The sequence below is a fragment of the Bacillus cereus group sp. N14 genome (assembly GCF_016483555.1).
In the GTDB taxonomy this organism is placed as follows: Bacteria; Bacillota; Bacilli; order Bacillales; family Bacillaceae_G; genus Bacillus_A; species Bacillus_A wiedmannii.
In genome coordinates this window covers 119,731-133,610 of record NZ_JAEHBQ010000011.1, presented here as the reverse complement: position 1 = coordinate 133,610, position 13,880 = coordinate 119,731, and the positions used below count along the sequence as shown (strand labels likewise).

Genomic DNA, 13,880 nt, shown 5'->3' with positions numbered 1-13,880 from the left:
GTTGGAGGAACTTATGGAAGAAACAATTAGTTTGAAAGAGTTATTTCATATTTTAAAAAAACGTTTAGCAATGATCCTCGTAATTGCCTTTGGTGCAGCTATTGTAAGTGCTATCATTAGCTTCTTCTTTATGACACCAATCTATCAATCTTCGACGCAAATTCTTGTTAACCAAAAGAAACAAGAAGGGGCAATGATCCAAGCTGGTGAAGTTCAAACGAATATTCAATTAACGAATACATATAAGGTTATTATTAAAAGTCCAGTAATCTTAGATCAAGTGAATGAAAAATTAAACTTAAATATGACAGCGCAAGCGTTAACAGGAAAGATTAATGTTGCGAATGAAAAAGATTCACAAGTCATTTCTGTAACAGCTGAGGATAAAGATCCAAAACTAGCTCGTGATATTGCAAATGCAACTGCAGATGTATTTAAAGGTGAAGTTGCAAAAATTATGAACGTGGATAACGTAACAGTACTATCTAAAGCAGAAGTTGCAGAAAATCAATCTCCAATTAAACCACGCCCTATGTTAAATGTAGTAATTGCTTTTGTTGTTGGTTTAATGGCTTCGGTTGGTCTTGCATTCCTACTAGAATACTTAGATAACACGGTGAAAAAAGAAGAAGATGTAGAAAACTTACTTGGTTTACCAGTGTTAGGTATTGTAGCTCGTATGGATGAAGAAACAATGAACGTGAAATCACACGCTCCATCATCAAGAAAAGTGAGGGGACAAACAATTGGCTCTTAATTTATTTAAAAAGAAAAAAAATCATCGTCAACGTCGTCAATTAATTGCTCATCAACAGCCGAAATCACCAATTTCAGAACAATATCGTAATATTCGAACGAATGTTGAGTTTGCAGCTGTTGATACGAATTTACATTCATTAATGGTAACATCTGCGAACCCAAGTGAAGGGAAAACAACAACGACAGCAAATATGGCAGTCGTGTTTGCCCAACAAGGAAAGAAAGTATTATTAATTGATGCAGATATGCGTAAACCAGCAATGCATCAAATGTTTCAATTAGATAATATTTTCGGGCTAACGAACGTATTAACACATAGTGAGCGTTTCGATAAGTGTGTACAAAAAACATCAGTTGATAATCTACACTTTTTAGCATGTGGGCCAATCCCACCGAATCCTGCAGAATTGTTAGGGTCAAAATCAATGCAAGAGCTGCTTGCACAAGCATACAGTACGTACGATTTAGTCATTTTTGATTTACCACCAATTTTAGCTGTAACTGACGCGCAAATTATGGCGAATGTATGTGATGCTTCTATTCTTGTCGTTCGTAGTGAATCGACAGAGAAAGAAACAGCAGTAAAAGCAAAAGGGTTGTTAGAATCAGCTAAAGGTAAACTGTTAGGCGTCGTTTTAAACGATCGTGAACGTGAACAAGGTCTATATTATTATTATGGTGCAAACTAGTAAAGAGAGTGAGATATGAATAGAACATATCTCCTTTTTTCCCTTGAATATGAGGGATATCTCATATTCAAGGGAAAAAAGATTACTAGAAAAGAGGGAGGATGAAACGAATGATCGATTTACATTGCCACATTTTATCTGGTATCGATGATGGTGCAAAAACAGTAACGGATAGTTTAGCGATGGCACAACAAGCAGTGGCAGAAGGAATACATACAATTGTCGCAACACCACATCATCAAAATGGAAAGTATGTAAACGAGCGTACTTCTATTATTCATCAAGTGAAGCAATTAAATGATGAATTAAAACAACATGAAATCCCGCTGAAAGTTTTACCAGGGCAAGAGGTCAGGTTATACGGTGATTTATTAGAAGACTATGAAGCTGGTAAAATCGTTACTTTAAATGAAACAAACAAATACATATTCATTGAATTTCCATCTAATCATGTACCTCGTTATGCAGAACAACTATTGTATGAACTACGTGTAAAAGGAATGATCCCAATTATCGTTCATCCCGAACGTAATGCCGAGTTAATCGAGCGGCCAGATAAGTTATATAACCTTGTAAATAAAGGTGCATTAACACAAGTGACGGCAGGCAGTTTATTAGGGAAGTTTGGTAAAAAAATCAAAAAGTTTTCTTTGCAGCTTGTGGAGCATAATTTAACCCATATGATTGCATCAGATGCGCATAACACAACATCAAGAGGATTTCATTTAGCAGAAAGCTATGAACTAATAGAGAAAGAATTTGGTGTAAGTGTTATGAATGATTTAAGAGAGAATCCGTATTTAATAATTAGCGGAAAAGCAATTTATAAAGAAGATCCAGAACAAATTCGTCGTAAAAAATTGTTCGGTATTTTTTAAATAAAGAACTGGTGATGTCTCCTAACCGTTATCAACGGAGGCACTCGGTCGTGCTGTGGGTAGAAATTTTTATTTCGAACCTACCTTAGACGCTTGTCGTCGGGAGTATGGCGTGAGGATGGGTTAGATGCCTACTAAAAATATTAAAATTTGATGAAAATAATGTTACAAAGGTGGTATTGTTATGGATAACAAAGTTTGTGTAATAGGTTTGGGGTATATTGGGTTACCAACAGCTAGTCTCTTAGCTGCAAAAGGTTTTGATGTGGTTGGTGTGGATGTTAATAAACAAGCTGTGGAAAAAATTAATAATGGGGAAGTACATATTTATGAACCCGACCTGGATGTACTGGTAAATCAGACGGTTAAAGAAGGAAAGTTAAGAGCAGCGATCGAACCTGTCGAAGCAGATGTATATATTATTGCAGTTCCGACACCATTTCAAGAAAATAATAAACCAGATTTGAAATTTGTTGAATCTGCGACAAGGTCTATAGCTCCTTATGTAAAAAAAGGTTCCTTAATTATTTTAGAATCAACAAGTCCAGTAGGAACAACAGAAAAAATAGAAAAGTGGATTTTGGAAGAACGCTTAGACTTGAAAAATGAAACAAACTTATTCTTTGCTTATTGCCCAGAAAGGGTATTACCAGGGAAAATTTTAAAAGAGCTAATTGCAAATGATAGAATTGTTGGTGGCTTGAATGTAAGTTCGGCCAAAAAAGCAGCAGAATTTTATCGGAAATTTGTGAATGGAGAAGTTCTAGAAAGTAATTCAAGAACAGCTGAAATGGCTAAACTTACAGAGAATGCATTTAGGGATGTTAATATAGCATTTGCTAATGAACTCTCTTTAATATGTGATCAGTTAAATGTAGATGTTTGGGAACTAATTGATTTAGCAAATCATCATCCAAGAGTGAATATATTAAGTCCAGGTCCTGGTGTGGGTGGACATTGTATAGCTGTTGATCCATGGTTTATTGTAGACGCTGCGCCTGAATCTTCAAAGCTTATACGTACGGCAAGAAATGTTAACAATTATAAACCACAATATGTTATAGAACAAATTGTTAAACAGGCAGGAAAAATAAACAATCCTAAAATTGCTTGTTTAGGATTGGCTTTTAAAGCGAATATTGATGATTTACGTGAAAGTCCATCAGTGGAAATTGTGAAAAATCTAGCAGATTTAAACATTGGGGATGTCTATGCAGTGGAACCTAATATTGGAACATTACCTAAGGAATTAGAAGCAAAAAACATAATTTTAGCTGATACAAATCAGGCTATTAATCAAGCAGATATTGTGGTCTTTTTAGTAGAACATGAAGTTTTTAAATCAATTGATAAGATGATATTAAAAAATAAAGTTATTATAGATACGAAAGGGATCTTTAAAGAATTATCATGTAATGAAAATTTGTTGCAAGTGTAGTATTGAGGGAGTTTTATGGATACTAATCAGAAACAAGGGTTTTTAAATAGCATATTAACAATGATGACGGGTACCGTGTTAGCACAGATTATCACCTTACTATCTACTTTTCTTTTAAGTAGATTGTACGGACCTGCTGATTTTGGGGAATTAGCATTATTTATCAGTTTATCAGGTATTGTGGGTATAATTTCAAGTTTTAGTTATGAATTAGCAATTGTTATACCTAAAAAAGATGAGGAAGCATCTTCAATAGTTTTCATAGGATTTATTATAGTGATAATTGTAACGGTAGTGACAAGCTTAGTAATAGGCTTGTCTTATTTTTATTATGGACAGGATCGAAGTTGGAATAGTATTTGGTTACTTATGTTCCCTATAAATGTATTTTTTATGGGCATATACCAAATTCTAAATTACTGGTCTACAAGGCAAAAGAGATTTCATTTATTGTCAAAAAGTAAAATTGTACAATCGTTTGGTATAGTAGGTGTTCAATTAATACTAGGTATGTATGTCATCAATGATTCAATAGGATTAATAGTAGGACAAACAGTAGGACAAATTTTAGGAGTATTTGTAATAATAGTATTTACTTTAAAAAGGGATATGTTCTTCTTTAAAAAAGAATTTAATTGGGGAACGATAAAAGGGATATTAAAACAATATAAAGATTTTCCTATCTATAGCACACCATCAAATCTGTTGAATTATTTTTCTCAACAATTACCGATATTAATATTAAGTTTCTTTTTTGGAAGTGTAATTAGTGGATATTATTCCATGGCGTATAGGTTACTAGCGGCACCGATGAGCTTAATAGGGAGTTCAGTAGCTCAGGTTTTCTTCCCGACAGCTAATAAAATTAAAGACAAAAAAAATATGGGGATTTTCACTTTCGAGATATTTAAAACTTTATTTGTGATAGGGCAACTGCCATTTTGTATACTTATTATTATTGCTCCAGAGCTACTCTCTTTATTCTTAGGAGATAACTGGAGAATTTCTGGGGAATATTTACAATGGTTATCTTTATGGTTATTATTTGTCTTTATTACTTCGCCTATATCACAACTGTATGCTATTTTGGCGAAACAGAGAGTAGCATTGATCTTTAATGTATGTACATTTACATTAAGATTTTTAGTATTAGCTTTTGGAGGTTTGCTAAATAACCCAAATATTAGTGTGGGATTATTTGGATGTATAGGGGCAATTTCTATGTTTGTACAATGTGTCTATTTACTGAAGTTGGTCCAAATTGAAATAGGTATGATTATTAGATTTTTTACTAGTAAAATGTTAATGACAATACCCATTTTAATTGTAATAAGTACATTAAAGCTTGTTTTTTCTATTAATATAGTTGTATTAACTATTATTTCAATGATACTTATTTTATTGTCATATGGAATACACTTTAAAGAAAAAATTAAAAATAGTATTTTAAAGAATGAGGTGTTAAATAAGTGATTTACACTTATATTTCTAGAGATTCAAACTCTTTTAAAAAAACGAAAGAGGATGCCATCTATACTCGTGGGTATTGTTATTATAAAGATATTTTAATTGAAAATGCTATGGATTTTTGGTCCATCTCAGATTGGGAATCTTCTAATGATTGGATTTCCAACCTAAACGAACTTAACGGATGTTATAGTCTTGTTAAGAGAATTGGAAAAAGATTATATGCAGCAGTGGATCGAATAAGAAGTTATCCGCTGTTTTACGCTGTAAAAGAAAACGATTTTTTTATAAGTGATGATATTAATTGGATTATTAGTCATTTTCAAGGGATAGAGTACGATGAATTAGCACAAAAAGAATTTTTACTAACAGGTTATGTGACTGGTAGGGAAACATTATATAAGGATATAAAGCAGTTACAGGCAGGGGAATTATTAGTTATTGAAGATTCTAACGATGATGTAGAATTTGAAGTTTATAAGTATTTTATCCCATTTAATGAAGAAGAAAAGCTGAAAACAAAGGAAGTACACTACGAATTAGAACTTATGCTAGAGAAAGTTTTCAGAAGATTAGTAGATTCTATTAAAGGAAAAAAGATTGTGTTACCTTTAAGTGGAGGTTATGATTCTCGCTTGTTAGCGCTAATGTTAAAGAAATTTGGCGTTGATAATGTATTATGCTATACATATGGAAAAAGAGATAATTGGGAGGCTAAGATATCTTATGAAGTTGCAAAACAATTAGGATATGAATGGGTATTTGTTGAATACAATTCTCAAAAATGGAAAGAAAAATTTGGATCCAAGGCAAGGGCGGAATATTATCAATATGCGGACGGAGAATGTGCTATACCTTGCATACAGGATTTCCCAGCTGTTTGGGAGTTGAAAGAGCGAGGATTATTAGCAGATGATTGCATTTTTATTCCGGGTCATACAGGTGATTTTCTAGCTGGTAGTCATATACCTAAGGAATTATTAAAGAATAATGAATATAATTTGGAGCAATTAACCAATTCGATAATAAAGCATCATTACATTCTTGAAGATTACCATTTATGTAATAAGAAGTCAAAGGAAGAAATTCAGAATAAAATAAAAAATGAATTAGAAAATGTGGAACTTTTTAGAGGAGAAAAGGCAATTAATGCTTTTGAAAGATGGGATTGGAAAGAAAGACAAGCTAAATTTATTGTGAATTCTGTACGCGTCTATGAGTTTTTTGGATTTGATTGGAGATTACCGTTTTGGGATTATGAGTTTATACATTATTGGTCTAAAGTTCCGTTAGAATTTAGAATAGACAGATGGTTTTATAATGAATATATTCAGAAACTCGGTTCCGATTTAAAAATCCCAGCACCTAATCCTACTCCAGCAATCCCGATGCTGAAAGAGTTTGGGAAGAAAGTCTTGAATATTCCAATTATAAGTGTGTATGAAGAAAAGATAAAAAGAAAATATAGAGTAGCAAAATATCATGAAATTTATACTAATCATTTTCTGGATTGGTACTCTATTATCCCACTGGAAGTATTTAAGGAAAACTATTCTGGGATTGAAAATATAAATTCATTTTTAGTAAAACAAAGGTTAGGAAAAATTGAATTTTGAGCAAATAAGGGAGAAATAATACATGGGAGTTAAAGGGATTATTAAATCAAAGGTTCGAGATTTAAATTTTTTTAAGGCATATTTTGATATAGTTGAGACGAAAATCCCGTTAAGCTTTAAACAATATATAAAATATAAACTAAAAAAGAAACAAAGTAATATTTACTGGCCAGTACACAAAAATTCAATTGTAAGTGGCAATGTGAAAATAGGCATTAATAGTTCAGTAGGAGCTACACCGGGATGCTATATTCAAGGTATTGGTGAAGTTATTATTGGTAATTATACTATTCTTGCTCCAAATGTAGGAATTATAAGTTCTAATCATGATTTGTATGATTATCGAGTTCATCATAAAGAAAAGGTTGTTATAGGCAATTATTGTTGGATTGGTATGAATGCAGTCATATTACCAGGCGTTGTCTTGGGTGACCATACTATAGTTGCTGCTGGTGCCGTTGTCACCAAAAGTTTTGAAGAGGGATACTGTGTAATTGGAGGTAATCCAGCTAAACTAATTAAGGTTTTAGATAGGGAATTAACGATAGACTATAAGGATGAACATGAATATTATGGTTATATTCCTAAGAGTAAATTTGAAGAAATTCATTAATAATAAATGTATTTCTAGTTTAATGAAGCAGGAGAGACGACATGAAAGTAGCATATTTAATAGTTGGCATGGATGTTGGTAAAATTAATGGAGTTAATAAAAAAATATTATCTACTATAAGAGAGTGGAAAAAACAGGGGAAAGATGTCCGGTTAGTAAACATATGCAAATCACCCAAACAAATACATCCAGATTTTAAAGATTTAGAAGGAAATATTTTAAATGTATTTATAAAGTCTAATGTCGAAAGGTTATTTTCAAAAACATTGTTTAAAGAAGTATATCAGTGGAATCCGGATGTAATTTATGTCAGAGGGATTCAATATGGTGCCCCCTTTTTTAAATTATATAGAGATTTTACTGTAATCCAAGAAATGAATACGAATGATTTAATGGAAATGAGAAAATTTTTTATAGAGTCTATGAAAAGTTTTAATTTCAAAAAAATAATATCTGCAGGTATGTATCTATCGTTAAGAAACACATCTTTAAAGAAGATAACTGGATTTGTACTTTTAAATCATGAATTAAAAAAAATAATTCCTTATAATAAGCCATATACAGTAGTAGGAGATGGGATAGACTTAAATAAATATCGATTAATTGAAAGGGAAAATAAAATAAAAGAACATAAGGATATTGTTTTTATGTGTACAGCTACTCATGAATGGTATGGATTGGATAAATTATTTGATATAGCTAAGAAAAATAATATGCATAAATTCCATATTATTGGTTTAAAAAAAGAGAATGTTACGTATAAAGAAATTCCATCTAATATAGAATTTCATGGTTTTTTACCCGAAAAGGAATACAAAGAAATTTTATTGACATGTGATGTAGCGATTGCTAGTTTATCTTTACATGTCATTGGTATGACAGAAGGATCGCCACTTAAAGTGAGAGAATATTTGGCTTATAGATTACCTGTAATCACTGGTTTTTTTGATACTGATTTCATGCATCGAAAGGATATGTTCATGTTACAGTTACCTAGTAAAGAAAATAATGTACATGAGAATGAAGAAAAAATTAAAGATTTTATAGCTAATAGCGATCAATTAAAAGTGAATTTAAAGGATATAGAGCATTTAGATTATGAATACAAAGAATCAAAAAGGTTACAATTTTTTGAAGAAGTAAATTGTAAAAAGATGGTGTAATAGATGTTAATACAGCTACTAATTTTTTTAGTATATTATTTTTTGGGGATGGCTTTTGTATACAAAATAACAAATGGTCTGAAAAAGCAAAGGGCCATGATTATAGGTTACTATTCTCTATATTCTATGATGATTATATGTAACTATTATTTTCATGTATTCGATGGTTTTTTGTTAGATCCAGATTTTTTCTCTAAAAGATCAAATGAATTATTCGAGATTATAATTAATCCAAATGTTAGTATCTTTGAAGAGCTTTCGAGATTAAATGCGGCTAACATAGGAGCAAATTTATATATGATTATCATAATAATTCCATTAATGTGTCTTACTTTCAATTATCCTCCCTCGATAATCTTAATTCTATTTGTTTTGTTTCTGTTTGCAGTAATTAAATTAGTAGGACTACACAGGGATCGACTAAGCAATAAAGGCATAAATATTTTATTATTACTTTTATTTATGTACCCAGCACTGTTTTTACATAATATGGTGTTGATGAGAGAGTCTATAGGAGTAAGTGTAACAATTCTATTAATATATTCTCTATTAAATTTAACAAATTCAATAAAATATAAAATAGCTTTTTTGATTAGTTTAGTTCTATTGACAATGATAAGATCTCAAAATTTCCCTGTTGTGATTGTGTTATTAATAACGTATATATTGTTATTTCAAGGTATTAGAAAAAATAAAATTTTATTCTCTTTATTGGTAATAGGGATTATACTGGCATTGGAAACTGAGTATGGCTATTATTTGGGGAATATTGACGTGCGCTATATATCTAACTACAGAATTGGGAATGCTAATTTACCACAGGCTTACCTTACAGATATTAATTTAAGTAGTTGGTGGGACGTTATTAAGTATTTCCCAATGTTATTGTTTTATTATGTCTTTTCTCCGTTCCCTTGGCAAATTGAGAATTTTAGATTTTTATTTAATACAACAGATTCTTTATATATTATTATAATTTTTGTATTATGTATCAAATATTTATTGAATTCTGACTTAGATAAAAGAGATTATTTTATATTTATTTTTGTATTTATATTCTTGGGAAGCTACAGTTTATTGGAAGTTTATCATGGTGGAGCAGTGAGACATAGAATGCCTCAAATTATATTACTAATACCATATGCAGCTATGAGTTTCAAAAGGGCTAGTATGAATAGAGGGAAGTGATTACATGAAATATTCCGTTATAATTCCAACGCTAGGAGATAGGAAAGAAGAGTTGGAGAGATTATTAGATAGTTTATTAGAGCAAGGCAGTGTAGGGCTTGAAATTATTATTGCGTTACAAGATGGTGATTCTGAATATATAAAATCAGTAATGAAGAAATACAACCAATTAGATATTATGTTGTTAGAATTAGAAAAAAGAGGATTGTCTTATGCGCGAAATAAGGCTATTCAACATGTAACTGGCGATGTTTTAGTATTTGCTGATGATGATTGTTGGTATCCACCAAATAAGTTTATTGAAATTCAAACCCTTATAGAGGAAAATGACGTTACTACGTTCAAAATATACGATCCTAATGCAAATAGATACTTTAAAGAAAATTACCTAAGGGAATCAAAGATTTTAAGTAAGTATGAATTATTTAAAGTTTCTTCAATTGAAATTTTCATTAACTTAAAGAGGGTTAGAATAGGAGATATTATATTTGATGAGAGGTTTGGAGTAGGGGCTCAGTATGAATTAGGGGAAGAGAATACATTATTATTAGATTTGTATAAGAAAGGGTATAAAGCAAAATTTATTAATGACATTGTAACTTTCCACAAGATAATGAAACCAAGAATAGATAAAAAAGGAATTTATGAAAAAAGTATATTTTTTAAGAGAAATTTTAATACTTTAGAAGCATGCTGTTTAATTTGTTTATTTTTAGTTAAAAAAAAGCAATTAAACCTCATTAATATTCTTCAAGTGTATAGAGGTTTTCAGAACTTTGGCAAAGGGTAGGGTAGAAAATGAAAATATTATTTTATATTGCTATTTTTAGTTTGTTTTATGTTTTTATTGGTTATCCATTACTATTGTTAATTTTAAATAAAATAAACAATAGTAAAACAGTAAATTCAAACGAAAAGCAAATGTTACCAACCATTAGTGTAATTGTATCAGCCTATAATGAAGAAAAACATATATCTAAAAAGATATATAGTTTACTAGAACAAAGTTATCCGAAAGATAAGTTAGAAATAATTATAGGATCTGATGGTTCTACAGATCAAACAGTTAGTATTATAAGAAAATTTCAAACGGAAAACAAAAACATTAAACTTATCGAAAGTTTAGAGAATATAGGGAAATGTAACATGATTAATAAATTAATTAATCATGTTGAGGGAGAAATTATTGTATTCTCTGATGCAGCTAGTATTTTAGAAAAGGATTGTATTAAAGAGATTGCAAACTCGTATAGGGATGGAAATGTTGGCGGGGTAGCAGGTAATTTAGTTTATAAAAAAATCGATACCTCTTCTACATCGGATCAACAAGGGTTGTTTAGTAAATATGAAAAATTTATAAAAAAACAAGAGAGTAAATATGGTTCATTAGTAACTGCTAGTGGCGCTTTATTCTCTATTAGGAAGGAATTATATCTAGAAAGTAATAATGCATCTATACCTGAGGATTTTTTACTTCCTTTAAATGTAAATAACGAAAATAAGAGATTCGTATATTGCGAGAAAGCTATAGCGTTTGATGAACCGACTAAAGATTACAAGCAGGAAATAAAGATGAGAAAAAGGGTGTCAAATGGTAGCTTTCAAGCTATTTTCTATGCATTTCAAAATTTAAAAAGGCTTCATTCGTTAAATAAATTTAGCTTTTCTTTAATTTCACATAAAGTATTAAGGAATTTTTCGTTTTTTCCGTTAATTATATTATTTTTTACCAATTTACTCCTTATTGGAGAAACCTTGTATAATGTTTCTTTTGGTGTACAAGTCTTTTGTTATACTTTGGCTTTAATTGAGATTAAATTTCAAAGTAATTCAAGATTGACGAAAATTTGCGGATATTTTTTCTTAATTAATTATGGGTGTTTAGTAGGATTTATGGACTGTATTAGAGGGAAAAATGTTGATAAGTGGGCTACAGAGAGATAATTATGCTAAATAAACTGGAAGTTAAAAAGCCAACTATTTTTAAAATAGTTGGCTTTTTAATGCGGTATTGAGGATAATTTAAAGGAGAGTGAAAAAATGGGTAATATGACAAATTTAAGCCAGACGAATGCTGTAAAAGAACAAGATAATTTTCACACTAACTTAGTAGAAGAGTATAAATTAGAATTAGTAGAGTGTAGTTTACCTGTCTCAAAAAACTATCATTTATTTAAGCGTATACTAGATATAATTTTTGCCATAGTAGGATTGATTGTTTTTTTTCCTGTTATACTCATCTTTGGTATATTAATAAAATTGGAAACAAGTGGGCCAATGTTCTATATTCAAAAAAGGGTTGGGAAGAATGGTATTTACTTCAATATAATGAAATTGAGATCGATGTCCGATAATGCAGAAAAAAATGGGCAACAATGGGCTGTGATAAATGATCCGCGTGTTACTAAGGTAGGAGCATTTATAAGAAAAACAAGGATAGATGAATTGCCACAACTTATTAATGTGCTAAGAGGAGAAATGAGTTTAGTGGGGCCTAGACCTGAAAGACCGTATTTCACTTCAATATTTACTGAAGATAATCCGGATTTTATAAGAAGAGTGAATGTAAAACCTGGTATTACAGGGTATGCTCAAGTAAATGGAGGATATGATCTAAAACCAGCAGATAAGCTTAAGTTAGATCTAATCTATATTGAAGAGGAAAGCATTTACATGGATGTCAAAATAATTATTCAAACAATAAAAATTGTATTTACAGGAGAGGGCGCAAGATAATTGGATTGATAGGGTTTTATAAGTTTTCAATTTGATATTCAAGAAAATACAAGATAAGCCTTTTGGATTTGTAAATATTAGGATATTCAGTATTTGGATGTTAAGTAATATAGCAAGACTTTTGATAAGGTAATTAAATAAATTGAAATGGGAGTTATAGTTAATTAGAGATAAATAAAAGATAAATCTAAGGCCCTTTTAAAATTATTATTATATGATGTGAAATAATTATAAATGCTGTTTTATTCTAGCAGTAATATAGGAATTAATTTAGGGGGGGATACTTGTGGCAGTACTTGTAACAGGTGGAGCAGGATATATTGGTAGTCATACATGCGTAGAATTACTGAATAATGATTATGAAATTATTGTAGTAGATAATCTTTCAAATAGCTCAATAGAGTCTATCAATCGAGTGAAAGAGTTAACAGGAAAACAATTTAAGTTTTATAAAGAGGATCTTGTGAATTACGAGGCACTGAATAAAATTTTTGAGGAAAATACAATTGAAGCTGTCATTCACTTTGCAGGTTTAAAAGCTGTAGGGGAATCGGTAGCAAAGCCATTAACGTATTATCATAATAATATTATTAGTACGTTAGTATTATGTGAAGTGATGCAAAAGCGTAATGTGAAGAAGATGATTTTTAGTTCATCTGCAACGGTATACGGTATTCCAGAAACATCACCAATTACGGAAGAATTTCCATTAAGTGCAACAAATCCATATGGTCAAACGAAATTAATGATTGAACAAATTATGCGTGATGTGGCATTTGCGGATACAGAATGGAGTATCGCGTTACTTCGCTATTTCAACCCATTTGGTGCACATGAAAGTGGACGCATTGGAGAGGATCCAAATGGAATTCCAAATAACTTAATGCCATATGTAACACAAGTGGCAGTAGGTAAGCTAAAAGAATTAAGTGTATTTGGAAATGACTACCCAACGAAAGATGGAACAGGCGTCCGTGATTACATTCATGTTGTAGACTTAGCAAAAGGTCACGTAAAAGCGCTAGAGAAAGTACTGAATTCAACAGGAGTAGATGCTTATAATCTGGGCACAGGTACGGGGTATAGTGTACTAGAGATGATTGAAGCATTTGAAAAGGTTTCAGGCAAAAAAGTTCCTTATAAAATTACGGAGCGTCGTCCTGGTGATGTGGCAGTATGTTTTGCGGATGCAACAAAGGCAAAGCGTGAATTAGGCTGGGAGGCAACACGTGGATTAGAAGAGATGTGTGCAGATTCTTGGAGATGGCAGTCTGAAAATAAGACTGGATATCAAAAAGTTAATAACTAGAGAATTGGTTATAGGGTGCTAAAA

13 protein-coding genes are annotated in these 13,880 nt (G+C 31.0%); all 13 read left to right on the top strand.

All coding sequences use genetic code 11. The features are described from left to right. Positions 1-13 precede the first annotated feature (13 nt). The 13 genes from JDS82_RS17055 (at position 14) to galE (ending at position 13,856) form a co-directional block, all read left to right on the top strand. Complete coding sequence (locus JDS82_RS17055; RefSeq protein WP_151035651.1) at positions 14-757, top strand: YveK family protein; 744 nt, start codon at positions 14-16, stop codon at positions 755-757. Further along, positions 747-1,448 (top strand): CpsD/CapB family tyrosine-protein kinase, encoded by a 702-nt coding sequence (locus JDS82_RS17050; RefSeq protein WP_199713632.1) that lies wholly within the window; start codon positions 747-749, stop codon positions 1,446-1,448. The genes JDS82_RS17055 and JDS82_RS17050 overlap by 11 nt, the downstream gene beginning before the upstream one ends. 110 nt (positions 1,449-1,558) lie before the next feature. Further along, complete coding sequence (locus JDS82_RS17045) at positions 1,559-2,326, top strand: tyrosine-protein phosphatase (protein ID WP_199713631.1); 768 nt, start codon at positions 1,559-1,561, stop codon at positions 2,324-2,326. Positions 2,327-2,510: 184 nt separating this feature from the next. Beyond that, positions 2,511-3,764, top strand: coding sequence for a UDP-N-acetyl-D-mannosamine dehydrogenase (gene wecC, locus JDS82_RS17040; protein WP_199713630.1), 1,254 nt, complete (start codon positions 2,511-2,513; stop codon positions 3,762-3,764). Between the two features lie 15 nt (positions 3,765-3,779). Further along, positions 3,780-5,237, top strand: coding sequence for an oligosaccharide flippase family protein (locus JDS82_RS17035; RefSeq protein WP_199713629.1), 1,458 nt, complete (start codon positions 3,780-3,782; stop codon positions 5,235-5,237). Continuing rightward, complete coding sequence (locus JDS82_RS29760; protein WP_199713628.1) at positions 5,234-6,847, top strand: asparagine synthase-related protein; 1,614 nt, start codon at positions 5,234-5,236, stop codon at positions 6,845-6,847. The genes JDS82_RS17035 and JDS82_RS29760 overlap by 4 nt, the downstream gene beginning before the upstream one ends. Before the next feature lie 22 nt (positions 6,848-6,869). Next, positions 6,870-7,460: an acyltransferase gene (locus JDS82_RS30080; protein ID WP_199713627.1), complete on the top strand. Its 591-nt coding sequence runs from the start codon at positions 6,870-6,872 to the stop codon at positions 7,458-7,460. 41 nt (positions 7,461-7,501) lie between these two features. Then, positions 7,502-8,623, top strand: a complete 1,122-nt coding sequence (locus JDS82_RS17020) for a glycosyltransferase (protein ID WP_199713626.1) — start codon at positions 7,502-7,504, stop codon at positions 8,621-8,623. 3 nt (positions 8,624-8,626) lie between these two features. Beyond that, positions 8,627-9,811, top strand: coding sequence for a hypothetical protein (locus JDS82_RS17015; protein ID WP_199713625.1), 1,185 nt, complete (start codon positions 8,627-8,629; stop codon positions 9,809-9,811). A gap of 4 nt (positions 9,812-9,815) precedes the next feature. Next, positions 9,816-10,601, top strand: coding sequence for a glycosyltransferase family 2 protein (locus JDS82_RS17010; RefSeq protein ID WP_199713624.1), 786 nt, complete (start codon positions 9,816-9,818; stop codon positions 10,599-10,601). An 8-nt stretch (positions 10,602-10,609) separates the two neighbouring features. Continuing rightward, positions 10,610-11,755 carry a glycosyltransferase gene (locus tag JDS82_RS17005; protein WP_199713623.1) on the top strand — a complete coding sequence of 382 codons (1,146 nt, stop codon included), beginning with the start codon at positions 10,610-10,612 and terminating at the stop codon, positions 11,753-11,755. Between the two features lie 105 nt (positions 11,756-11,860). After that, the gene (locus JDS82_RS17000) at positions 11,861-12,547 is read left to right on the top strand and encodes a sugar transferase (protein ID WP_199713638.1); all 687 of its coding nucleotides are present in this window, start codon (positions 11,861-11,863) and stop codon (positions 12,545-12,547) included. Between the two features lie 286 nt (positions 12,548-12,833). Next, on the top strand, positions 12,834-13,856 hold the full coding sequence (galE, locus tag JDS82_RS16995) for a UDP-glucose 4-epimerase GalE (protein ID WP_199713622.1): 1,023 nt from the start codon (positions 12,834-12,836) through the stop codon (positions 13,854-13,856). Positions 13,857-13,880 lie beyond the last annotated feature (24 nt).

Coding starts and splice junctions, on each gene's coding strand:
- JDS82_RS17055 (WP_151035651.1), top strand. CDS start 14: ATGGAAGAAACAATTAGTTTGAAAGAGTTATTTCATATTTTAAAAAAA.
- JDS82_RS17045 (WP_199713631.1), top strand. CDS start 1,559: ATGATCGATTTACATTGCCACATTTTATCTGGTATCGATGATGGTGCA.
- wecC (WP_199713630.1), top strand. CDS start 2,511: ATGGATAACAAAGTTTGTGTAATAGGTTTGGGGTATATTGGGTTACCA.
- JDS82_RS17035 (WP_199713629.1), top strand. CDS start 3,780: ATGGATACTAATCAGAAACAAGGGTTTTTAAATAGCATATTAACAATG.
- JDS82_RS30080 (WP_199713627.1), top strand. CDS start 6,870: ATGGGAGTTAAAGGGATTATTAAATCAAAGGTTCGAGATTTAAATTTT.
- JDS82_RS17020 (WP_199713626.1), top strand. CDS start 7,502: ATGAAAGTAGCATATTTAATAGTTGGCATGGATGTTGGTAAAATTAAT.
- JDS82_RS17015 (WP_199713625.1), top strand. CDS start 8,627: ATGTTAATACAGCTACTAATTTTTTTAGTATATTATTTTTTGGGGATG.
- JDS82_RS17010 (WP_199713624.1), top strand. CDS start 9,816: ATGAAATATTCCGTTATAATTCCAACGCTAGGAGATAGGAAAGAAGAG.
- JDS82_RS17005 (WP_199713623.1), top strand. CDS start 10,610: ATGAAAATATTATTTTATATTGCTATTTTTAGTTTGTTTTATGTTTTT.
- JDS82_RS17000 (WP_199713638.1), top strand. CDS start 11,861: ATGACAAATTTAAGCCAGACGAATGCTGTAAAAGAACAAGATAATTTT.